Raw genomic sequence first — 20,145 nt, 5'->3', positions numbered from 1 at the left:
GCGGGGAACTGCATCGGACTCGGGTGGGCCGTCATTCGGACGGTGGCCCGCTCCCGGATTGCGCAGTTCCCCGCGCCCCCATGGGTTGTCCTACTGCTTGAGGCCGGTGTCGAGGGCGGTCATCAGGGTGCCGGCGGGGGTGTCGCCGGACATCTCCCAGATCATGGCGCCGAGCAGGCCCTTGGACTTCAGCCAGGCGGTCTTCTTCCCGATCGACCAGGGGTCGTCGAAGGTCCACCACTGGCCGCCGGCGCCGGTGTAGCCGTAGGTGGAGACCGACTGCTCGTCGTGGCGGACCGTCAGGTTGGGCACGGCGGTGAGCAGGTTGTGGTAGCCGCGGGTGCCGGCCTCCTCGGCGAACTGGCCGGGGGCCGCACCGCCGGCGGTCTGCCATTCGCCGTTCGCCCCGCCGTCGGTGACGTTCTGCCAGCCGCGGCCGTAGAAGGGCAGGCCGATGGTCAGCTTGCGCGGGTTGACCCCGGCGTCGAGGTAGGTCTGCACGGCCGACTCCACCGAGAAGTGGAAGCCGTACGGGTCCTGGGTGTCGGTGTACAGGTTGGCCTGGTGGCCGGTGCGGTTCGGTTCCCAGGAGTTGTCGCTGCCGGCGCCGTGGAAGTCGTAGCCCTGGACGTTGGCGATGTCGAGGTACTGGAAGATCTTCGACAGGTCCCAGCCCTGGGCGATCTTGGCGGGGTCGGCCGGGGTGAAGGCGGTCAGCAGCCGGTGCGGGCCGCCGAGGGCGTCCAGCTGGGTGCGGAACTCGGCGAGCAGTGCGGTCAGGTTGGCCTTGTCGTTCGCCGACCAGTGGTTGCCGGCGTGGCCGTCGGGCGAGCCGGGCCACTCCCAGTCGAGGTCGATGCCGTCGAAGATCCCGGCGGCGGTGCCGGGGCCGCCGGCGCCGTTGTAGAGCGGCAGGTTGCCCTTGATCCAGACGTCGATGCAGGAGGAGACGAGTTTCTTGCGGGAGGCGTCGGTGGCGGCCGCGTCGGAGAAGTACTTGGAGTAGGTCCAGCCGCCGAGCGAGACCACGACCTTGAGGTTCGGGTGCTTGGCCTTGAGCTTCTTCAGCTGGTTGAGGTTGCCGCGCAGCGGGGCCCAGCCGTCGTCGGCGACCCCGTCGACGGACTGTGCGGCGCTGAACGGGCGGGAGTAGTCGGCGTCCGCGTCGCCCGCGCCGGTGCCCTGGTCCGGGTCCTGCGGGTTGGCGGTGGTGCCCCTGGTGACACCGGCCAGGCAGGTCAGGTTGACCGGGTCGATGTTCTCGAAGGCGTAGTTGACGACGTCGAGCTTGGCGGCGCTGCCCGAGGTGTCGAGGTTCTTCACGAAGTACTGCCGGCCGTAGATGCCCCACTGGGTGAAGTAGCCGACCCGGGCGTACTTGCCGGGACCGACCAGGTCGGCGGTGGTGACGCTCAGCGCCGGGGTGGCCGGGGAGGCGTTGTCGGCGGCGTCGCGGGCGCGGACGGTGAAGCCGTACGCGGTGGCGGGGGAGAGGCCGCCGACGGCGGCGGTGGTGCCGGTGACGGTCTGCGCGAGCACGCCGTCGCGGTAGACGTCGTAGGCGGCGACGCGCTGGTTGTCGGTGGCGGCCGTCCAGGCCAGGGCGACGCTGCTGGAGGTGACGGCGGTGCTGCGCAGGGCGGTCGGCGCGGTGGGCGGCACGGTGTCGCTCGCCGGGTCGACCGTCCGGGCGGTCACCGCGGGGCTCAGCGGGCCGGTGTTGCCGCGGCTGTCCTTCGCGCGCACGGTGAGCGTGTACGCGGTCGCCGGGGCGAGGCCGGCCAGGGTGGCCGAGGTGGTGGCGGAGGTGCCGAGCACGGTCGAGCCGCTCAGCACCTCGTACGAGGCGACCGGGAAGTCCCCGGCGGTGGCGGCGGGCCAGCTCAGCGCCACGGTGTGCGCGGTGGTGTCGGTGACCTGCGGGGTGCCGGGCGCGCCGGGCGGCACGTCGGCGGTGCCGTCGCACTTGTCGCCGTTGATCCGGCAGCCGGTGGGCGTGCCGATCGGGCCGTTGGCGACGAACCAGAAGCTGTACGGCTCGGTGGTGGCGTGCGGTTGCACGGTGCCGTTGTAGTACGCGTTGACGGCGGTGACGTGCCGGCCGGTGACGGTGGCCTGGCCGTTGTAGCTGCTGGAGATCGTCACCCCGGCCGGGAGGTCGAACTCCAGCGTCCAGCCGGTGACGGCGGCGGCGTTGTCGTTGCGGACGACGAAGGTGCCCTTCCACCAGGAGCCGTTGTCGGCGCTGGTGAAGGCGGCGGTCAGGCGGCCGGCGGCATGCGCCGGGGCGGCGGCGAGCAGGGCGAGCGGCAGAGCGAGCACGGCGAGCAGGGCGGTGATCCTGGCCCTGGCGCGCCGCGGCGGCCGGACGTGCATGGTGGTCTCCCTGTCTGGTGTGGGGGTGCCGTACAGGGGTGCCGGGAAGCCGTCGACGACTGTAGGTGGTATGGACCATTGCGGTCAACAGGGCCATGCCACGCGAGAACTGACGGTCTGTCGGGGTGTCCTACCGGAGCAGCTCGTCGGCCAGCGGGCTGCGCACGTACAGCACCATCCGGCCGTGCCGCGCCCGGTTCACCAGCCGGGTCCCGGCGAGCACCGACAGGTGCTGGCTGACCGCGCCCGGCGTCACCCCCAGCCGGCGCGCCAGCTCGGTGGTGCTGACCGGCTCGTCCAGCATCGCGAGCAGCCGGGCCTTCGGCGCACCGATCAGCTGCTCCAGCGCCCGCCTGGTGGGCGGCGGCGCGGCCGGGCCGGCCATGGTGGCCTGCCCGCGCGCCGGATAGTTGATCACCGGCGGGGACTCGTCGCTGATGTTGGTGATGGCGCCGCGGGCGAAGAACGTCGGGGTGAACACCAGGCCGCGGCCGCCCACGACGATGTCGCTGTCGCCGTCGCCCCAGTCCCGGCGGATCGTCAGCACGCCGTCCCGCCACAGCAGCCGCGGGTCCAGGTCCTGGAACAGCGCCGCCGCGCCCCGCTCGGCCAGCACCCGCGAGCGGTGCACGATGTCGGCGTGCAGCACCGAACGGGCCCGCGGCCACCACTCCGGCGCCAGACAGCGCACCCAGTAGGTCTCCAGGGCGTCCGCGATCTCCGCCAGCAGCCGCGGCGGATCGGCCAGGCCTCCGGCCAGCAGCGGCGGTAACTGCCGGTCGTGCGGCAGGAAGGCGGGCTCCAGCTCGGCCCGCAACCGCTCCGGCGGCAGCGCCCGGACGACCGCGAGCTCCGCCTGTATCTCCGGGAAGGGCGTGCTCGGGCGGGGCGTGAGGAAGTCCGGCACGTACCGGTTCGACGCCACCAGGCAGCGCAGCAGCGGGGCGCACTCCAGCCGCTCGAACTCCGGCCGGATGCGCTCGAACATCGGGGCCTGGTGCACGTACTTGCCCGGGTGCGTCCACATCCGCAGGCTCAGCACCGTCTCCTGCAGCGGGGAGCAGGCGAACGACGCCGACGCGAGGTCCTCGAGCCCGAGCCGGAAACGGTGCACCTGATCCCCCATTCGTCAGCCCCACCCTAAATCAGTTCCGGGGACTGATCCGCATGCGGTGCGATGTGCGCATGACCACCACCTCCACGGGGGCGCCGGCCGCGCCCCGGGCATCGTCACGCCTTCTGCACCCCGACCCGACGGTGCGTCGGCTCGCGGCCATCACCCTGGTGAACACTCTCGGCAACGGCCTGTTCATGACTCTCGGCGCCCTGTACTTCACCCGCGTCCTCGGTTTCGGCGCCGCCCAGGTCGGCCTCGGCCTCACCCTCGCCGGGCTGGTCGGCGTGCTCGTCGGCGTCCCCGCCGGACGCGCCGCCGACCGCTGGGGCACCAAGCCCGTGCTGCTCGTCCTGGTCTCCACCGAGGCCGTCGGCACCGCCTGCTACCCGCTGGTCGGCGGCTTCACCGCCTTCGTCCTGCTCGCCTGCGCCGTCACCGCGGCCGACCGCGGCAGCGCCACCGTCCGCAACGCCCTCTACGCCGAGATCCTGCCGCCCGACCGCCGGGTCGCCGGCCGCGCCTACCTGCGGGTCGTCACCAACGTCGGCATCGGCATCGGCACCGGCGTCGCCGCACTCGTCCTGGTCGCCGACACCCGCGGCGCCTACAACGCCGCCGTCCTCGCCGACGTCGCCACCTTCGCCGTCGTCGTCGTGATGTACGCCGCGCTCAAGACCCCCGGGCGCAGCCCGGGCGGGACGGCCGAACAGGCCGGCAAGCGCTCCGGCTCCGCGCTGCGCAACGCGCCGTACGTCCTGGTCGCCGGACTGAGCGGCCTGCTCGGCCTCCAGTTCGCCATGATCGAGGTCGGTGTGCCGCTGTGGATCGCCGACCACACCGAAGCCCCCCGGGTCGTCGTCGCCTGCACCCTCGTCGTCAACACGATCCTCGTCGTCGCCCTGCAGGTGCGGGCCACCCGCGGCACCGAGGAACCCCGCTCCGCAGCGCGGATCTTCCGCCGCGGCGGCATCCTCGTCGCCCTCTCCTGCGTGGCCTTCGCCCTCGCAGCCGGACTGCCCGCCTGGCTCGCCGTCCTGCTGCTGCTCACCGGGGCCGTCCTCCAGGCGCTCGGCGAGGTGCTGGGCCAGGCGGCCGGCTGGGCGCTCGGCTACGACCTCGCGGAGGAGGGTGCGCACGGCGAGTACCAGGGCGTCTTCAACACCGGCTTCTCCGCGGCGATGATGCTCGGCCCCGTCCTCGTCACCACCGTCGTCATCGGCCACGGCCCGATCGGCTGGGGCGCACTCGCGGCACTGTTCGCGGCGGCCAGCGCGGCCATGGTGCCCGCCGTGGGGTGGGCCCTGCGGCGCAAGGCCGCAGCGGCGGCCTGAGGCGCGCGCTGCACCCCCACGAAGGTGCACCCGTGGGGGCGCGTGGGGGTACCTCCCGGCCGAAGGCTGGGGGAGAACTGCGCGAGGCGGAAGGGCGCATGGCCGCTGTCTTCCGATTTCGCGCAGTTCCCCGCGCCCCTTCCGGGGCAGGCCGGTTCCGTCGCGCCGGTGCGGGGGCTTCAGCGGACGACTTCGGGGACGGGGCGGCTGTAGGGGCGGTCGGCGGGGGTGACGGCTTCGGCGGGGCCGGCGGCGCGGAGGACGACGTCGAGGACGTGGTCCGGGTCGCAGGCGTAGCCGCCGCCGGCCCAGGCCGGGTTGGCCTCGACCACGGCCCAGGTACCGTCGGTGAGCCGGCCGACGTCGACGACGACGGCGCTCGGCAGGCCACCCGCGGCCAGGACGTCGGCGGCGAAGGCGAACACCTCCGGGCCGACCCCGGGCGACACGGCGAGGCCGCCGTCGACCGCGTACCGGCTCGCCGCCCGCACCGCACCGTCCAGCACGAACAGCCGGTACTCCGAGGCGAACGCCACCACGTCGCTGACCTGCACCAGGGTGTCGTCGTCCAGGGCGTCCGGCCCGGGCAGCCCGCTGCCGTCCGGATAGACCCGGGCCGGGAACAGCTTGTCCACCGGCGGCTTCAGGAAGGCCGGGCGGCGCAGCCGGCGCGCCTCGGCCAGGGTGGTGCACTCCACCTGACGGCCCAGCAGGTCCGCGGGCAGCGAGGCCAGCCAGTCGGCCGGCGGCTCCAGCGGCGCAACGCCCAGCGCCCCGGCGGCCGCGTCGGCGAACAGCGGACCGCCGTACAGGTGCGCCGGCCGCAGTCCGGCCAGTTCGGCCGGGACCTCCCAGCGCACGGCGGTGTGCGCCCGCAGGCCCCTGCGGCGGGCGCAGGTGAGCAGTTGCAGGCCGGTCTCGTTGATCCGGGGCGCGAGCAGGAGGAGCGTCATGGGCGCCCATGGTGGCCTGCCCGGACCCGCCGCGGCCAGCGGATTTCCCCTGTCGTACTGGCCGACCGGACGGTCGGCGTGTCAAAGTCCTCCCGAGCCCGTCCGACCCACCCTCAGCCGGAAAGCAGGCCATCCGCGATGACCAGCGAGAGCCCTCTCGTCCGCATCACCACCGCCGATGCGGTCACGACCCTCGAACTCGACTCCCCGCACAACCGCAACGCCCTCTCCACCCGCCTCATGGCGGAGCTCGCCAAGGGCCTCGCCGAGGCGGCCGCCGACCCGGCGGTGCGCGCCGTGGTGCTCGGCCACACCGGCAAGGTGTTCTGTGCGGGCGCCGACCTGTCGGAGGCCACCGGCAGCGACCCGACGGTCGGCCCGCGCGGCCTGGTCGACATCCAGCGGGCGATCGTCGACTGCCCCAAGCCGGTGATCGCCGCGGTCAACGGCCACGCCCGGGCCGGCGGCCTCGGCCTGCTCGGTGCGGCGGACATCGCGATCGCCGGGCCGGCCACCACCTTCGCCTTCACCGAGGTCCGCCTCGGCCTGGCGCCGGCCGTGATCTCGCTGCCGCTGCGCCCCAAGCTGGAGCCGCGCGCGGCCGCCCGCTACTACCTGACCGGCGAGACCTTCGGCCCGGCGGAGGCGGCCCGGATGGGCCTGATCACGGAGGCCGCGGACGACGTCGAGGCCGCCCTCAAGGTGCTGCTGGACGCCGTCCGGCAGGGCTCGCCGCAGGGCCTCGCCGAGTCCAAGCGGCTGGCCACGGCCGCCGTGGTGGAGTCCTTCGAGCGGGACGCCGACGAGCGCGTGGCGCAGTCGGCGCGGCTGTTCGGTTCGGAGGAGGCGCAGGCGGGCATGCGGGCGTTCCTGGAGCGCCGCCCGGCGCCCTGGGCGCAGTAGCCGTTACGGGCCGGGCGGGCCGCCCCGGGTTCGGGCCCGGGGCGGCCGGGTGCGGCGGGCGGCCGTCAGGTCCAGACGACGGTCGCCTTCTCCCGCCACAGGTCCAGCAGGGAGCGGTCGCCGGCGGTGTCCACGGCGTCCGCCGGCAGGCGGTTCCACAGCAGCAGGTACAGGTGATCGGCGGGGCCGATCACCGTGCAGTTCGCCAGGCCGGTGCCGCCCCGCTCGACCTGCGGCGCGTCCTGGCCGATCGTCATCAGCCAGCTCTCGGGGCGGTCGGTCGGCCGGACCAGCAGGGTGCGCGGCGATTCGCTGCGCAGCTTCGTCCGGGGCCGGGACATGAAGCCGGTGAGCAGCTCGTCCAGGCCGTCGGCGGCCACCGCCGGGTCGATGCCGGTCCGTCCGCCGCCCGCCGCGGACTCGGCGTCCACCCGGTGCACGGTCGTCTCGTGGAGCTGTCGGCGGGCCCAGAACGCCAGCGGGGACGGCGCCGGCAGGAAGCTCCAGCAGGCGAGGTCGGCGGGTGCGGCGTCCAGCACGGCCACCAGGTCGCCGTGCCCGGTGCGGAACCACTCCACCAGCTCGGCGTCGGACGGCGCGGGACCCCAGGCGGCCAGCTTGCCCGCCTCGTCCAGCGGCCCGGTGAGGCCGCCCTTGACGTGGGCGGCGGCCCAGCGGTGCACCTGCCCGGTGTGCAGCAGCAGGTCGCGCAACTGCCAGCCGGGGCAGGTCGGCACGGGCGCGTCCGGCGCCGTCCGCGCGGCGGTGTCGGCCAGCAGCGCGCCCTCGCGGCGCAGGACGTCGACGAGCTCGGGGATCTCCATGCGGCGAGTGTGCCAGGGACCCGGTGTGATGTTGATCGCCCGGCGCCTCGCCGGGGGCGCACGCCCGCTACGGTGAGCGCATGCCGACCGCCCGTACGCTCCTTGCCGCCGCCCGCCTCCGGGGCCGCCGTGCCGCCGGCCACGTGGTGCACAGGGCCTGGAAGTTCGTGCAGGAGGCCGGCGCGGTGACCAACCGCACCCCGGGCCCGTACCGGTTCGGCGAACTCGGCGACGGCACCAAGCTGGCGTTCCCGCTCGGCGCGGTCTTCAACGAGCAGTGGATCACCATCGGGCCGTTCTCGATCATCGGCGAGCGGGTGACCATCTCCGCGGGCTTCCTGCCCGGCCTCGACCTCGGCCCCGAACCGATCGTGAAGATCGGCGGCGGCTGCGTCATCGGCCGCGGCAGCCACATCGTCGGCCACCAGTCGATCGTCCTCGGCGACGACGTGTGGACCGGCCCCAACGTCTACATCACCGACCAGGCCCACGAGTACCGCGACACCGACCTGCCGATCGGCAAGCAGTGGCCGCGCAACGAGCCGGTCGAGATCGGCGCAGGCTCCTGGATCGGCACCGGCGCGGTGATCCTCCCCGGCGCCCGGATCGGCCGCAACGTCGTGGTCGCGGCCGGCGCCGTCGTCCGCGGCGACATCCCGGACCACAGCGTCGTCGCCGGCGCACCCGCCAAGGTCGTCCGCAGCTGGTCCCCGGACGAGGGCTGGCAGCCGCCGCTGCGCCACGACGCCCCGCAGCCGATCCCGGACGGCGTCACCGCCGAACAGCTCCGCGCCCTGGTCGGCTGGGACCTCCGCATCCCCGGCCAGGCGGGCCCCACCGCCGACGAATCCCGCCTGGCGTAGCGCCCCACGAGGGCAGTCACCCCTGGTGGTGCATCCCAGCAGGGTTGCTGACGGCCGGCCACAGACAGGTGCCCCCACGCGCCCCCCAGGTGGCTGCCCCTGATGGAGCGCAACTAGGGGCTGACCGCAAGCACGAGGTAGGCCGCCAGCACGGCCAGGTGCACTGCGCCCTGCAGCGGGGTCGCCCGGCGGGGAATCACGGTCAGGGTGCCGACGGCCACGGTCAGGGTCAGCAGCACCATGTGCGAGGCGCCGAGGCCGAGGACGAGCGGTCCGCTCAGCCAGATCGAGGCGACGGCCACCGCGGGCACGGTCAGCCCGATGCTCGCCAGCGAGGAGCCCAGCGCCAGGTTGATGCTGGTCTGCACCCGGTTGCCCGCGGCGGCCCGCAGCGCGGCGATCGTCTCCGGCAGCAGTACCAGCAGGGCGATCACCACACCGACCACCGAGGCGGGCAGCCCGGCGTCCGCGACCGCCCTCTCGATGGTGGGGGAGACCCCCTTGGCCAGGCCCACCACTGCCACCAGCGCGACGGCCAGCAGTGCCAGGCTGATCATGGCGGTGCGGGCGCTCGGCAGCTCCCCGTGGTCGTCCTCGGTGAGCGGTTCGCCCTCGGCGCTGACCGGCAGGAAGTACTCGCGGTGGCGCAGCGTCTGGGTGGTCACGAACAGCCCGTACAGGCCGAGCGAGGCGATCCCGGCGAAGGTCAGCTGGGCGGTGTTGAACTGCGGGCCGGGCGTGCTGGTGGTGAAGGTGGGCAGCACCAGGCTCAGGGTGGACAGCGTGGCGATGGTCGCGAAGGCCGCGCCGGTGCCCTCGGCGTTGAACACCGCGATCCGGTGTTTCAGCGCGGTCAGCAGGATCGACAGGCCGAGCACGCCGTTGCAGGTGATCATCACGGCGGCGAACACGGTGTCCCGGGCGAGGGTGGCGTTCTTCACCGGCGCGTCCGCCATCAGGGTGACGATCAGCGCGACCTCGATGACGGTCACCGCCACCGCCAGCACCAGTGAGCCGAACGGCTCCCCGACCCGGTGCGCGATCACCTCGGCGTGGTGCACCGCCGCCAGCACCGCCCCGGCGAGGAACAGCGCGACCACGGCCACCGCCGGCCCCGGCAGCGACCGGCCCCAGGTCAGGACGAGGGTGACCAGCGCCAGGACCGGCAGCACGACGGTCCACTGGACGAGGCCTCGGCGGATGCGGTCGATCATCCGTCGAGCTTCCCATTCCGGCCGCGCGCCGGCCGGGCGGCGCCGCCGGGGTGTCGGGACTTCACCCCGACTGCCGCCCCCGACCGGAGCCCCGAGCCGGAGCCCCCGACCCAAGCCCCCGAGCGCCCCCGTCAGGCCTGCCCGCCGGCCGCCGCCCAGGCGTCCTGGACGAGCCGGTCCAGCGCCGAGCGCTCGGCCCGCCAGCCCAGCTCCTGCCCGATCCGGGTGCAGTCCGCGACCAGCCGCGGCGCCTCGGCCTGCGCGGGCAGGTGCACCACCGGCACCCGGCGACCGGTCACCCGTTCCACCGCCGCGACGATCTCCAGCATGCTCGCCGGCGTCGCCCCCACGTTGTAGACCCGGAACCCGCCGTGCGCGGCCAGCACGTCCTCCGCGCCCAGTGCCCGCAGGTAGGCGTCGGCCACGTCGTCCACGTGCACGAAGTCCCGTACCACGCTGCCGTCGCCGTTCATCTCCAGGTACGGGTGGCGGCCCGCGGCGACCGCCAGCGCCTTCGGAATGATCCGGGCCTCGTCCACGTCGCCCGCCCCGGCCGCGTTGAAGCAGCGCAGCACCACCGCCGACACCTCGCCGGCCGCCGAACGCTCCGCCAGTTCCCGCTCCGCCGCCAGCTTGGACTCGCCGTAAGGGTTGCCGGGTGCGGTCGGCGCCGACTCGTCGATCGGCTGCCGCGCCGGCGCGCCGTACACCGCCGCCGTCGACCCGAACACCACCAGTGGTCGGCCGCCGCCCTCCCGTCGGCGCAGTGCGTCCAGCAGCGCCGCCGTCCCGCCCAGATTGACCTCGCGGTGGGCCCCGGGACGCGCCACCGACTCCCGGCCGCGGGTCAGCGCCGCGAGGTGGCACACCGCATCCACCCCGGCGACCGCCGGCGCCAGCGCCGCCGCGTCCCGCACGTCCGCCCGGAACACCCGCGCCACCGGCAGGCCGCCCGCCGCGGTACGGCTGCTGCTCAGCGCCCGCACCTCGTGCCCGGCCGCCGCCAGCCGCCGCACCACCGCCTGTCCCACGAAGCCGAACGCCCCGGTCACCAGGACCCGCACAACCCCTCCCAGCGCGGACGAAAACCGATTGCACCCCTGGACGCCATGCTGTCACGATCACCGCCATGACGACCCGAAAGGCCGGCGCCGCCACCTCCCGGTGAGCGCGATGGCACACATCCTCCCCCCGCACCTCGACCTCCTGCCCCGCCCCGTACGCGCCGCCGCACTCGCGCAGCACGGCCGGGCCCTCACCGACGGGCAGTACGAGCGACTGCACGCCGCACTCGACGCGGGCGACCGGGACGACCGGCACACCGCCCTCTTCCTCGCCGTCGTCCGCCGCGACCTCGGAAGGGTCACCGCGGCCCTCGCCGATCCGCTGCTCGCCCGCCGCGCCCTGGCCGCCGCCGGACGCCTCCCCGTCCCCGACGGGGCGCTCGCCGGACTCGCCCGCACCGCACCCCGCGACACCCGGCACGACCTGTACCGACTGCTGCGCCGCGCCCGCCGGCACGCGCTCGCCGAACGGCTGCTGCCCGAGGTCCGCGACCGCTACGACGCCACCGAGGCCGCCCGGCTGCTGCCCGCCTGCACTCCGGCCGCCGTCGACCGCTGGCTGCCACTGCTCCCGGCGCCCGACGGTGTCCTGCAGTCCCTGGCCCGCACCGCGCCGCGCGCCGTCGCCCGGCTGCTCGCCGACACCGCCCGGCAGTCGGACGGCCCGGTCCCGCACCGGCTGCGCGGACGCCTCGCCGAGGTGGCCGCCCGCGACCGGGCCGCCGCCGAGCACCTCCTCACCACCGCCCCCGACCTGCTGCCGCCCGCAGCCGCCGCCCGCCTCCTCGAACGGCCCGCGACCGTCCTCGCGGTGATCCGCTCCGGCGCCGCCACCCGGCTGCACCTGCCCTCCGGACCGCTCCCCGCCCGCGCACTCCGCGCCGCCCGCGCCCTGCCGCCCGCCGACCTGCGCACCCTCGCCGACACCTGCCGCCCGCGGCCCTCCCGGTCGCTCTTCGACCGGACGGCCTGGGCCCCCGAGCCGTACCTGCTGCTGCTCGATCCCGACACCCGCTCCCGGCTCGTCCGCGAACGCCTCGCCGCCCGGCCGAACACCCGCCGCCCCGAGATCAACGCCCTGCTCACCCTCGACCCCGCGGAACGGGCCGAGGCCACCGCCCCCTACCTCGCTCGCGTGGGCGACAGCCACTACGTGTCCGCGAACCTCCTCGCACTGCTCCCGCTCGAGCAGTCCGAGGAACGCCTCACCGCCCTCGCTGACCACCACCGCCACACCACCCGCATGCTGGGCCGCACCGCCCTGTTGCGCACCGCCGCCCGGGAAGGCCGGGACACCTGGGCACGGGTCCTGCTCGGACTCGAACGCGCATGGCACGACCACCCCGAGGCACGTGCCCTCGTCCTCCAGGAGGCGGCCAGGACACCGGAGCACCTGCTCGCCGCCACACCGGAGAAGGTCCTGCGGGACGCCGCCCTCTCCACCGCCCAGGCCCGCGACTCCACGGCACCCTGTCTGGCCGCCGCCGACACCTGGCTGCGCCGGACGATCCGCCGCGCCGGTGCGGACGGCGACGCCGACCGGACCGCCGCCCTCACCGAGCTCGCCGTGCACCTGCGCGAACACCCCCGCGCACCGGCCGCCGCACCGCCGCTCGACCTCTCCGGGCCCTGTGCCCGGGCGGTGTGGGACCGACTGTCCGCGGCCCCCGGCTTCGACCGGCCCGAACGCCGGCTCGCCCTCGCCGAACTGCTCCCGCCGCTGCCCGCCGTCGACACCCGGCTGGAGCACTTCCTGACCGGGGACCACCAGCCCGCGCTGTCGGCCCGGGCCGCCCGGCTCTGGCTGCGCGACCCCGCGACACGCGAGGAGCGCTGCGCGGCCCTGCTCACGGCCGACCCCGCGTTCGCCCGGGTCGACGCGGTGTTCGCCGTACTCGCCCGACGGCGCACCGATCTGCTGCCCGCAGCCATGGCCGCGGCCGTGTCCGCCGGCCCCGGCGACCGCGCGCCGTGGCTGCCGGCGCTGCCGGACGGCGCCGACCGGCAGGCCCGCGCCGCGCACACCGCCTTGGTCGGCCCGGTCGCCGCCGACGACGGCCGACCGCTCGCGGTCCGCGCCGCGGCGGCAGCCGTCCTCACCGACCCGGCGCAGCTCACCGAACTCGCCGCCGGTGCCCCGCAGCCCGTCGCCGCCGCGGCCCTGCTCCAGCTGGCCGCCCGCACCGAACCGGCGGCCGCGCTGACCGTCCTGCTCGGCCACCTCGGCGGCGGAGTCCGCGGCCGGGCCGCCGTGCACGGAGTGCGCCAGGTGCTCGGGCGGCTGCCCGAGGCCACCGGCAAGCAGCTGCTGGCCGAGCACCTGGCCCGGCCCGGGCTGGCCGTCGGCACCGCAAAGGAACTCGTCCGCGCACTCGCCGGCCTGCCCGACCGGGACGCCGCCGAGCTGGCGCTCAGGACCTGGGACGACCCCGGGCTGCACCGCGACGTCCGGGCCGTCCTCGGCGCGGCGCTCACCCGCCACCTCGACCGGCCCGGCGTCCTGCCGCGGCTGGCCGCGCACCTCGGCGAGGAGGCGGTCCGCGAGGCCGTCCTCGGGGTGAACCACACCCGGCTGCCGCGGGCGTGCCAGGGCCCGTTCGACAGCCTGCTCCGTACGGCGGTGCGCTCGGCCGACCCGGCGTCCGCAGTCCGGGCCTTCGCCGCCGCCCGCCGGCGGGCCTCCGTGGACGAGGACGTCGCGCGGGCCGCCGCCGACCGGTTGCTGGAGCCCGACGAACCGGCGGAGGTCCGGCGTGCCGCGCTCGCCCTGTTCACCGAACGGCCCACCGACCCGGCCGTCGCCGCCTGCTGGCCGCAGCTGGTCGAACGGCTCGCCGCCGAGGCCCGCACCGACCTCCGGACCCGGCAGCGCCTGGCCGAGCTCGGCGGGCGGCACCAGCAGTACGCCCTGCCTCCGTCGCTGCTCGAACCCCTGGTGTCCGCCCTTGCCGCCGCCGGACTGCCGGCCGCCGCCACCGCCGCTGCCCTGGGCGCCGCCGTCGGCGCCCTCGTGGCGGGCGACACCGGACCGAAGCACTGGGACCGGGTGATCGCCCTGGCCGGCGACCGCCCGGTTCGGCTGCCCGAACCGGCCTTCCCGAACGGGCGTCACCCCGACCCTTCGGCAGTACGCACCGTCACCGAGCGCCTCCGAGCAGACGGCCGCCCGGTGACCGCCCTCCTCGGCGCACGCCTGGTCGCCGCCTACGAACGCTGCACCGCCGACGGAGCCCTTCAGGAGGAACTCCGCCACTGGCAGCACCACCCCGACCCCGACGTGGCCGAAGCCGCCCTCCTCCCGGACTGCTGACGCCGAGGCAGCCGGGCAACCCACAGGGGCGCCCCCGGCGCCCCTGACTCGGCCACCCGAGCGCCTTGAGAAGTGCCGCTGCCTCGGTCCTACGCCGCCCGGTGCGGCCTCCGCCCCACCACCAGGGCGAGCACACCCGCCAGGGCGGCCGCCGCCGCGACGCTGGTCAGTGCGAGCGGCAGCCCCACTGCGTCCGCGAGGAAGCCGATCACCGGCGGGCCGATCAGCATGCCCGCGTAGCCCAGGGCGGAGGCCGTGGCCACACCCTGCGGTCCGCCGGTGGCCCCGGCGCGGCCGATCGCCAGCGGGAAGATGTTGGCCAGGCCGATGCCGACGAGGACGAAGCCGCCGAGCACCACCGTCACCGACGGGGCCAGCGCCGCGACCATCATGCCGGTGGCCGCGGTGAGGCCACCGAGGAGCATCACCCGGGTCGCGCCGAGCCGGATCGACAGCCAGGTGCCGCTGACCCGTCCGGCGGTCATCGCGAAGGCGAAGGCGGCGTAGCCGGCGGCGGCCGTCCCGGCGCTCGCGTGGACGTCGTCCGTCAGGTGCAGGGTGGCCCAGTCCGCCAGGGCGCCCTCGCCGTACGCGGTGAAGAGCGCGGTCAGGCCGAGCAGGACGACCAGCAGCCGGGCGTGCCGCGGCGCTGCGGCCGGTGCGCCCGCGCCCCTCGCGGCCGTGGCCGTGGCCGCGGTGACGGCCGGCGCCGGTGCGTCGCCGTCCCGGTCCCGCAGCAGGACGGCGCCGGCCGCGGCGGTGACGGCCAGTCCGAGCACCCCGCCGAGGGCGAGCGCCCAGGCGGCACTGAAGGTGCCGGCGAGCAGGCCGCCGACCGCGGCGCCGAGCAGGCCGCCGAGGCTGTACCCGGCGTGGAAGCTCGGCATGACGGGGCGTCGCAGCCGGGCGACGAGGTCGACGGCGGCGCTGTTCATGCTCACGTTGGCCGCGCCGTACCCGGCGCCGAAGAGCAGCAGGACGGCGCCGAGGGCGGCCACCGAGTGGGTGTGCGCGGGGAGCGGCACGGCGAGGCTCAGCAGGGCGAGCGAGCCGACGGTGACCTTGCGGCTGCCGTACCGCACGCACAGCCGTCCGACGAGGGCCATGGTGGCGACGGCGCCGGCGGAGATGCAGAGCAGGGCCAGGCCGAGTGCGCTGTGCGAGGCGTGCACCTGGGCGCGCACATCGGGGATGCGCACCACCCAGGCGGCGAACAGGAAGCCGTCGATCGCGAAGAAGGCGGTGAGGGCGAGTCGGGCGGCGGACCACGTCCGCGGGGCGCGGACCGCGGTGGCGGCGGTGTCGGAGAGGGGGTCGGCGGCGGAGGAGCGGGCTTCTGTTTTGTTCAGTAGCGGCACAAAGTCAGAATAGAGGAGTGCCGACCTCACCCACAAGTGCGCAGCAGCCCACGGAACCGACGGAACCGCACGGACTGCCGACAGCCGGAACCGCCGACGACGCCCCGCGCGCGGCCACCGGCGAAACCCGGTCCGCGGTCACCGGCGACGTCCGGTCCGCGGCCGCCGCGGAACGCCGCCAGGGCGCCGACCACCGCCGTCCGGCCCTCGACCGGGGGCGCAGCCTGCTCGGCCCCGCCCTCGAACTGATCCACACCGGGCGGGCGCCGACCCGCTCCGCGCTGACCAGCGCCCTCGACGTCACCCGCGCCACCGCCGGCTCCGTCACCGGCGAACTCGAGGCCCTCGGGCTCATCACCGTCGACTCCCGGCCGGCCGGCGGAGGCCGCGGCCGCCCCTCCCACCGGCTCGCCGTGAACCCGGCCGGCCCGGTCGTGGTCGCCGCCCAGATCCACGCCGACAGCCTGAGCGTCGCCCTGGGCGGCCTCGGCGGCCGTCTGGAGGAGACCCGCTACCTGGCGCTGCCCGACGCGACCGACCCCGTCCGGATGCTGCGCGCCGTCGCCGAGGCCGGTGCAGAGCTCGCCCGTGCGAGCACCCGCCGCTGCCTCGGCATCGGGCTGGCGCTCCCGAACCCGGTCACCGAACCGGACGGCACCGCGCTCGCCGCCCTGCACTTCGCCTGGCCCAGCGGCACCCCGGTCGCCGACCTGTTCGCGCAGGAGGTGCAGCGCGCGGACTTCGGTCCGAAGGCCCGCACGCCGCTGCCCAGCGCCGTCGCCAACGACGCCAACCTGGCCGCCCTCGCCGAACACCGCCACGGCGCCGGCCGTGACGCCCGGCACCTGCTGCTGGTCACCTCCGGCCACCGCGGCGTCGGCGGCGCCCTGGTCATCGACGGCCGCCTGCACACCGGCAGCGCCGGACTCGCCCTGGAGGTCGGCCATCTGACGGTCGACCCGCAGGGCCGGCGCTGCGTGTGCGGCAACCGCGGCTGCCTCAACGCGGAGACCGACCCGGAGGCGCTGTTCGTCGCCGCGGACCGCACGCCCGACCCCGCCGTGCCGCTGCTCGACCAGGCCCGGCGGCTCGCCCGGTCCGCCGCCGACGACCCCGGCGCCGCCGAGGCCGTCGCCCACGTGGTCGACCGGCTCGGCCTCGGCCTGGCCGGCCTGGTCAACATCCTCAACCCGGACCGGATCGTGCTCAGCGGGCTCCACCTCGACCTGCTCGCCGCCGCCCCCGAACGGCTTGCCGCCGTGGTCGCCGACCGCTGCCTGTGGGGCCGCAGCGGACGGGTCCCGATCGTGCCCGCCCAGGTCGACCACGCCGGTCTCGCCGGCGCCGCCGAACTCGCCTGGCAGCCCTATCTGCACGACCCCCAGGCGGTGTACGCGGGCCGCGGCTGAGGCACCGGCGGGCCGGACGCGACGAGTCGGGGAGGGCGGCCGGCCTCAGGCCTTCAGGCGCAGCCAGGTGGTGCCGGAGCGATCCGTCGCGCCCCGGGGCGTCGGGCTCGGCGGGCCGAATCCGCTGCCGCCGCCGACCGCGGATGCCACCATGGACGGGGACGCGAAGCGGGGAGAGGGGCGGCGGGCCGATGTCGTACGAGCTGGACCATGTGGTGCTGTGGGTGGCCGATCCGGTGCGGTCGGCGGGCTTCTACCGCGACGTGGTGGGGCTGGAGCCCGTCCGGCTGGCCGAGTACGAGGCGGGCGAGGCGCCGTTCGTGAGCATGCGGATCACGGCCGGCACGCTGATCGACCTGGTGCCGCTGACCGTGGCACCCCGGCTCAACGCCGCTCCCGGCGCGGCCGGCAGCGCCGGCAACAAGGCCAACCACGTCTGCCTGGCGATGTCCGAGGACGACTTCGAGGCGCTGCGGACCCGGCTGGAGGCGGGCGGCCACCCGGTGACCCCGTACGCGGAGAAGTCGTTCGGTGCCCGCGGCATCGCGCCGCGGACGTACTACTTCGCCGACCCGGACGGGAACGTCCTGGAGGCCCGGTACTACGGCTGATCGCCGGGGCACGCCCTCAGGGCCGGTCCCCGCCCGCCAGGGCGCGGGCTTCGGCCGCGAAGCGGCTGACCAGCGGACTGCGGTCGCCGCGCCGGTGCACCAGGCCGACGGAGGTGCGGGCAGTGTCCGGGGAGATCCGGCGGTAGGCGACACCGCGCAGCCGGAACCGCCGCACTCCGGCCGGTGCCAGGGACACCCCGAAGCCGGCCCCGACCAGCGCCGCCACCGTCTGCCACTCCACGGCCCGCTGGGCGACCCGCGGTTCGAACCCGGCCTCCCGGCACACTCCGACGATCCGGTCGTGGACCGTCGGCCCGCATGCCCGCGGCAGCAGGACGAACGGTTCCGCCGCAAGGCCCGACACCGGGACGACCCGCCGGGCCGCCAGCGGATGCCCGGACGGCAGCACGGCGACGAAGCCCTCCGACGGCAGGGGTTCGACGACCAGGTCCGGGTCCTCGGGCGGCTCGCGCATCAGGCCGACGTCGATCGTGTGCGCGTGCAGCGCCGCCACCTGCGGCGCCGTGGTCATCTCGCGGATCTCCAGTTCCACCCCGGGATGCCCGTCCCGGAAGGCCCGCAGCAGGCCGGGCAGCACGGTCGGTGCCAGGGAGGCCGCGAAGCCGACCAGCAGCCGTCCCGCCTCGCCCGCCGCGACCCGGCGGGCCGCCGCCAGCCCGGCCGACACCTCCTCCAGGGCCCGCCGTGCCGCAGGCAGCAGTTCCTCGCCCGCCGCCGTGAGCGCGACCCGCCCCGGTTCCCGGAGGAACAGCGGATGGCCCATGCGGTCCTCCAGCCGCCGGATCTGCTGGCTCAGCGGCGGCTGCGCAATGCCCAGCCGCTCGGCGGCCCGCCCGAAGTGCAGCTCCTCGGCGAGCACGGCGAAGGCGTGCAGCTGGTTCAGTGCGAGCTCCGGGCGGCCGTCATCCATACGCCGAGAGATATCACGAGGGCTGCTGCGGCGTATTGGACGTATCGCTGCAGGCCTGCCTACGGTCGGGGCCATGACGCAGCGACGGACGATCCTCAGCGGCTCCCTCTTCGAGGAGCAGATCGGCTACGCCCGGGCGGTGGTGGACGGCGACCGGGTGCACGTCTCCGGCACCACCGGCTTCGACTACACCGCCATGACCGTCTCCGAGGACGTCGTGGAGCAGGCCGAGCAGTGCCTGCGGAACATCACCGCGGCGCTCGCCGAGGCGGGCTGCACCCTCGCCGACGTCGTCCGGGTGCGCTACCTGCTGCCGGACCGCGCGGACTTCGAGCCCATCTGGCCGGTGCTGCGCAGCGCGTTCGGCACCGTCCGCCCGGCCGCCACCATGATGGTCTGCGGTCTCGCCGACCCCCGGATGAAGGTGGAGATCGAGGTGGACGCACGGCGGCCCGCCATCGACTGATCGGCGGCGGGCCGGTTGTGGGACGTCGGGTCGTCGAACGGACGGGGAGCGGCTCAGACCGAGTAGCCGAGGCGGCCCACGGTGCGGCGGCGCAGCAGCCGCAGCAGCGGGGCCGGCCGATCGGCGGGAGGTTCACTGCTGCCCCGGGCCAGGCTGGCGAGCCGGTCGGCCTCGTGGCCGCTCACCGCGACCGGCGCACCGATGCCGAGGTCGCGGTGGCCGGACAGCTCGACGAGGGCTGCAACGAGCACGGAGTAGTCGCTCATTCTGAGTTCCTTTCGGTCGATTACCTCTGACCTCAAGGATGACGTGCCGTCATGACACCAGGTTTGCAGGTGAGTCTCACTCTCATGGCCGATCGACGACCGGAGGTTACAGGCCGGTGACCGTGCGCCCGGCGGTGTTACGGGGCGGGCGGTCCGGACGAGTCCGGGACGAGTCCGGGGGCGTTCGGTCGGCGGGAATCACCGGCCTGCCCCGGGCGTTCAGCGGGCATGACGCTTCCTTCCGACACCCAGGTCCTGCGCTACGCCGCGTTCACCACCGACCCGTCCGGCGGCAACCCCGCCGGCGTCGTGCCCGACGCGGCAGGGATCGACGACGACACCCGGCTCGCGGTGGCCGCCGAGCTCGGCTACTCCGAGACCGCCTTCCTCACCAGGGCGGGTGAACGGACGTACGAGGCGCGGTACTTCAGTCCGCTGGCCGAGGTGCCGTTCTGCGGCCACGCCACCATCGCCTCGGCGGTGGCGCTCGCCGAGCGGATCGGTCCCGGCCCGCTGATCTTCGAGACCAAGGCGGGCCCGGTGCCGGTCGACGTCGCCGCCGGTCCGCACGGCGGGCTGATCGCCACGCTCACCAGCGTCGAGCCCTCCGTCGAGCCGGCGGCCGAGGAGGACGTGGCCGAGGCACTGGCCGCTCTCGACTGGAGCGCCGACGACCTGGACGAGACGCTGCCGCCGCGGATCGCCTACGCCGGTGCCCGGCACCTGGTGCTCGCCGCCGCCACCCGCAAGCGGCTCGCCGACCTCGCGTACGACTTCGACCGGCTGGCCCGGCTGATGACCCGGCTCGACCTGACCACCGTCCAGCTGGTGCACCGCGTCTCGGACACCGTCTTCCACGTCCGCGACCCCTTCCCGGTCGGCGGGGTCGTGGAGGACCCGGCCACCGGTGCGGCCGCCGCCGCGTTCGGCGCGTACCTGAGCGAGCTGGAGGGCCTGGGTCAGGCCGTCCTCACCCTGCACCAGGGCGAGGACCTCGGCCGCCCGGGGCTGCTCAGCGTCGAACTGCGCGAGGGCGAGCGGCGGGTGCGGGTGAGCGGCGCCGCGGTGCGCATCCCCGACCCGGAGCGGTGACCGGCGCCGGCGGCCGTTCTCCGCGGCCTTCCTCCGCGCCCGTACTACGCAGGGAGT

At 75.5% G+C, this 20,145-nt stretch carries 17 protein-coding genes; 8 read left to right on the top strand and 9 right to left on the bottom strand.

Translation table 11 applies throughout. The features are described 5' to 3' along the window. Window positions 1-90 precede the first annotated feature (90 nt). On the bottom strand, window positions 91-2,376 hold the full coding sequence (locus ACQ614_RS07650; RefSeq protein ID WP_431677638.1) for a glycosyl hydrolase family 18 protein: 2,286 nt from the start codon (window positions 2,374-2,376) through the stop codon (window positions 91-93). Between the two features lie 130 nt (window positions 2,377-2,506). Then, entirely contained in the window at window positions 2,507-3,502 is a 996-nt protein-coding gene (locus ACQ614_RS07645) for a helix-turn-helix domain-containing protein (RefSeq protein ID WP_431677637.1), read from the bottom strand. Window positions 3,503-3,561: 59 nt separating this feature from the next. On the opposite strand from ACQ614_RS07645, the gene ACQ614_RS07640 reads away from it, so the two are divergent. Beyond that, the gene (locus tag ACQ614_RS07640) at window positions 3,562-4,824 is read left to right on the top strand and encodes an MFS transporter (RefSeq protein WP_431677636.1); all 1,263 of its coding nucleotides are present in this window, start codon (window positions 3,562-3,564) and stop codon (window positions 4,822-4,824) included. A 179-nt stretch (window positions 4,825-5,003) separates the two neighbouring features. On the opposite strand, the gene ACQ614_RS07635 is transcribed toward ACQ614_RS07640, so the two are convergent. Continuing rightward, window positions 5,004-5,777: an ATP-grasp domain-containing protein gene (locus ACQ614_RS07635; RefSeq protein ID WP_431677635.1), complete on the bottom strand. Its 774-nt coding sequence runs from the start codon at window positions 5,775-5,777 to the stop codon at window positions 5,004-5,006. Between the two features lie 138 nt (window positions 5,778-5,915). Here ACQ614_RS07635 and ACQ614_RS07630 point away from each other — a divergent pair, with 138 nt between their 5' ends. After that, on the top strand, window positions 5,916-6,680 hold the full coding sequence (locus ACQ614_RS07630) for an enoyl-CoA hydratase family protein (protein ID WP_431677634.1): 765 nt from the start codon (window positions 5,916-5,918) through the stop codon (window positions 6,678-6,680). Window positions 6,681-6,745: 65 nt separating this feature from the next. Here ACQ614_RS07630 and ACQ614_RS07625 read toward each other — a convergent pair whose 3' ends face one another. Further along, window positions 6,746-7,504, bottom strand: coding sequence for a maleylpyruvate isomerase family mycothiol-dependent enzyme (locus tag ACQ614_RS07625; protein ID WP_431677633.1), 759 nt, complete (start codon window positions 7,502-7,504; stop codon window positions 6,746-6,748). Between the two features lie 80 nt (window positions 7,505-7,584). On the opposite strand from ACQ614_RS07625, the gene ACQ614_RS07620 reads away from it, so the two are divergent. Then, window positions 7,585-8,367 (top strand): acyltransferase, encoded by a 783-nt coding sequence (locus ACQ614_RS07620; RefSeq protein WP_431677632.1) that lies wholly within the window; start codon window positions 7,585-7,587, stop codon window positions 8,365-8,367. A 113-nt stretch (window positions 8,368-8,480) separates the two neighbouring features. Here ACQ614_RS07620 and ACQ614_RS07615 read toward each other — a convergent pair whose 3' ends face one another. Both ACQ614_RS07615 and ACQ614_RS07610 read right to left on the bottom strand, forming a co-directional pair. After that, on the bottom strand, window positions 8,481-9,581 hold the full coding sequence (locus tag ACQ614_RS07615) for a calcium:proton antiporter (protein WP_431677631.1): 1,101 nt from the start codon (window positions 9,579-9,581) through the stop codon (window positions 8,481-8,483). A gap of 131 nt (window positions 9,582-9,712) precedes the next feature. After that, window positions 9,713-10,645 carry an NAD-dependent epimerase/dehydratase family protein gene (locus ACQ614_RS07610; protein WP_431677630.1) on the bottom strand — a complete coding sequence of 311 codons (933 nt, stop codon included), beginning with the start codon at window positions 10,643-10,645 and terminating at the stop codon, window positions 9,713-9,715. Window positions 10,646-10,754: 109 nt separating this feature from the next. Here ACQ614_RS07610 and ACQ614_RS07605 point away from each other — a divergent pair, with 109 nt between their 5' ends. Further along, window positions 10,755-13,955 (top strand): hypothetical protein, encoded by a 3,201-nt coding sequence (locus ACQ614_RS07605; RefSeq protein WP_431677629.1) that lies wholly within the window; start codon window positions 10,755-10,757, stop codon window positions 13,953-13,955. An 89-nt stretch (window positions 13,956-14,044) separates the two neighbouring features. Here the strand turns inward: ACQ614_RS07605 and ACQ614_RS07600 are convergent, their stop codons facing one another. Next, window positions 14,045-15,313, bottom strand: coding sequence for an MFS transporter (locus tag ACQ614_RS07600; protein WP_431677628.1), 1,269 nt, complete (start codon window positions 15,311-15,313; stop codon window positions 14,045-14,047). A gap of 224 nt (window positions 15,314-15,537) precedes the next feature. On the opposite strand from ACQ614_RS07600, the gene ACQ614_RS07595 reads away from it, so the two are divergent. Beyond that, the gene (locus tag ACQ614_RS07595) at window positions 15,538-16,722 is read left to right on the top strand and encodes an ROK family protein (protein ID WP_431683851.1); all 1,185 of its coding nucleotides are present in this window, start codon (window positions 15,538-15,540) and stop codon (window positions 16,720-16,722) included. 191 nt (window positions 16,723-16,913) lie between these two features. After that, the gene (locus ACQ614_RS07590) at window positions 16,914-17,333 is read left to right on the top strand and encodes a VOC family protein (protein ID WP_431677627.1); all 420 of its coding nucleotides are present in this window, start codon (window positions 16,914-16,916) and stop codon (window positions 17,331-17,333) included. Window positions 17,334-17,349: 16 nt separating this feature from the next. On the opposite strand, the gene ACQ614_RS07585 is transcribed toward ACQ614_RS07590, so the two are convergent. Beyond that, window positions 17,350-18,264, bottom strand: a complete 915-nt coding sequence (locus ACQ614_RS07585; RefSeq protein ID WP_431677626.1) for a LysR family transcriptional regulator — start codon at window positions 18,262-18,264, stop codon at window positions 17,350-17,352. 73 nt (window positions 18,265-18,337) lie between these two features. Here ACQ614_RS07585 and ACQ614_RS07580 point away from each other — a divergent pair, with 73 nt between their 5' ends. Beyond that, the gene (locus ACQ614_RS07580; protein ID WP_431677625.1) at window positions 18,338-18,730 is read left to right on the top strand and encodes a RidA family protein; all 393 of its coding nucleotides are present in this window, start codon (window positions 18,338-18,340) and stop codon (window positions 18,728-18,730) included. Between the two features lie 53 nt (window positions 18,731-18,783). Here ACQ614_RS07580 and ACQ614_RS07575 read toward each other — a convergent pair whose 3' ends face one another. After that, entirely contained in the window at window positions 18,784-18,996 is a 213-nt protein-coding gene (locus ACQ614_RS07575) for a hypothetical protein (RefSeq protein ID WP_431677624.1), read from the bottom strand. A gap of 228 nt (window positions 18,997-19,224) precedes the next feature. On the opposite strand from ACQ614_RS07575, the gene ACQ614_RS07570 reads away from it, so the two are divergent. Continuing rightward, entirely contained in the window at window positions 19,225-20,088 is an 864-nt protein-coding gene (locus tag ACQ614_RS07570) for a PhzF family phenazine biosynthesis protein (RefSeq protein ID WP_431677623.1), read from the top strand. Window positions 20,089-20,145: the final 57 nt, after the last annotated feature.

This window comes from Kitasatospora dryopteridis (assembly GCF_050749075.1).
Classification (GTDB): Bacteria; Actinomycetota; Actinomycetes; order Streptomycetales; family Streptomycetaceae; genus Kitasatospora.
This window is presented reverse-complemented; position numbering and strand designations above follow the sequence as displayed.

What these genes read in the sequence shown, in the direction of transcription:
- ACQ614_RS07650 (WP_431677638.1), bottom strand. Translation starts at nt 2,376, where the DNA reads ATGCACGTCCGGCCGCCGCGGCGCGCCAGGGCCAGGATCACCGCCCTG.
- ACQ614_RS07645 (WP_431677637.1), bottom strand. Translation starts at nt 3,502, where the DNA reads ATGGGGGATCAGGTGCACCGTTTCCGGCTCGGGCTCGAGGACCTCGCG.
- ACQ614_RS07640 (WP_431677636.1), top strand. Translation starts at nt 3,562, where the DNA reads ATGACCACCACCTCCACGGGGGCGCCGGCCGCGCCCCGGGCATCGTCA.
- ACQ614_RS07635 (WP_431677635.1), bottom strand. Translation starts at nt 5,777, where the DNA reads ATGACGCTCCTCCTGCTCGCGCCCCGGATCAACGAGACCGGCCTGCAA.
- ACQ614_RS07630 (WP_431677634.1), top strand. Translation starts at nt 5,916, where the DNA reads ATGACCAGCGAGAGCCCTCTCGTCCGCATCACCACCGCCGATGCGGTC.
- ACQ614_RS07625 (WP_431677633.1), bottom strand. Translation starts at nt 7,504, where the DNA reads ATGGAGATCCCCGAGCTCGTCGACGTCCTGCGCCGCGAGGGCGCGCTG.
- ACQ614_RS07620 (WP_431677632.1), top strand. Translation starts at nt 7,585, where the DNA reads ATGCCGACCGCCCGTACGCTCCTTGCCGCCGCCCGCCTCCGGGGCCGC.
- ACQ614_RS07615 (WP_431677631.1), bottom strand. Translation starts at nt 9,581, where the DNA reads ATGATCGACCGCATCCGCCGAGGCCTCGTCCAGTGGACCGTCGTGCTG.
- ACQ614_RS07605 (WP_431677629.1), top strand. Translation starts at nt 10,755, where the DNA reads ATGGCACACATCCTCCCCCCGCACCTCGACCTCCTGCCCCGCCCCGTA.
- ACQ614_RS07590 (WP_431677627.1), top strand. Translation starts at nt 16,914, where the DNA reads ATGTCGTACGAGCTGGACCATGTGGTGCTGTGGGTGGCCGATCCGGTG.
- ACQ614_RS07585 (WP_431677626.1), bottom strand. Translation starts at nt 18,264, where the DNA reads ATGGATGACGGCCGCCCGGAGCTCGCACTGAACCAGCTGCACGCCTTC.
- ACQ614_RS07580 (WP_431677625.1), top strand. Translation starts at nt 18,338, where the DNA reads ATGACGCAGCGACGGACGATCCTCAGCGGCTCCCTCTTCGAGGAGCAG.
- ACQ614_RS07575 (WP_431677624.1), bottom strand. Translation starts at nt 18,996, where the DNA reads ATGAGCGACTACTCCGTGCTCGTTGCAGCCCTCGTCGAGCTGTCCGGC.
- ACQ614_RS07570 (WP_431677623.1), top strand. Translation starts at nt 19,225, where the DNA reads ATGACGCTTCCTTCCGACACCCAGGTCCTGCGCTACGCCGCGTTCACC.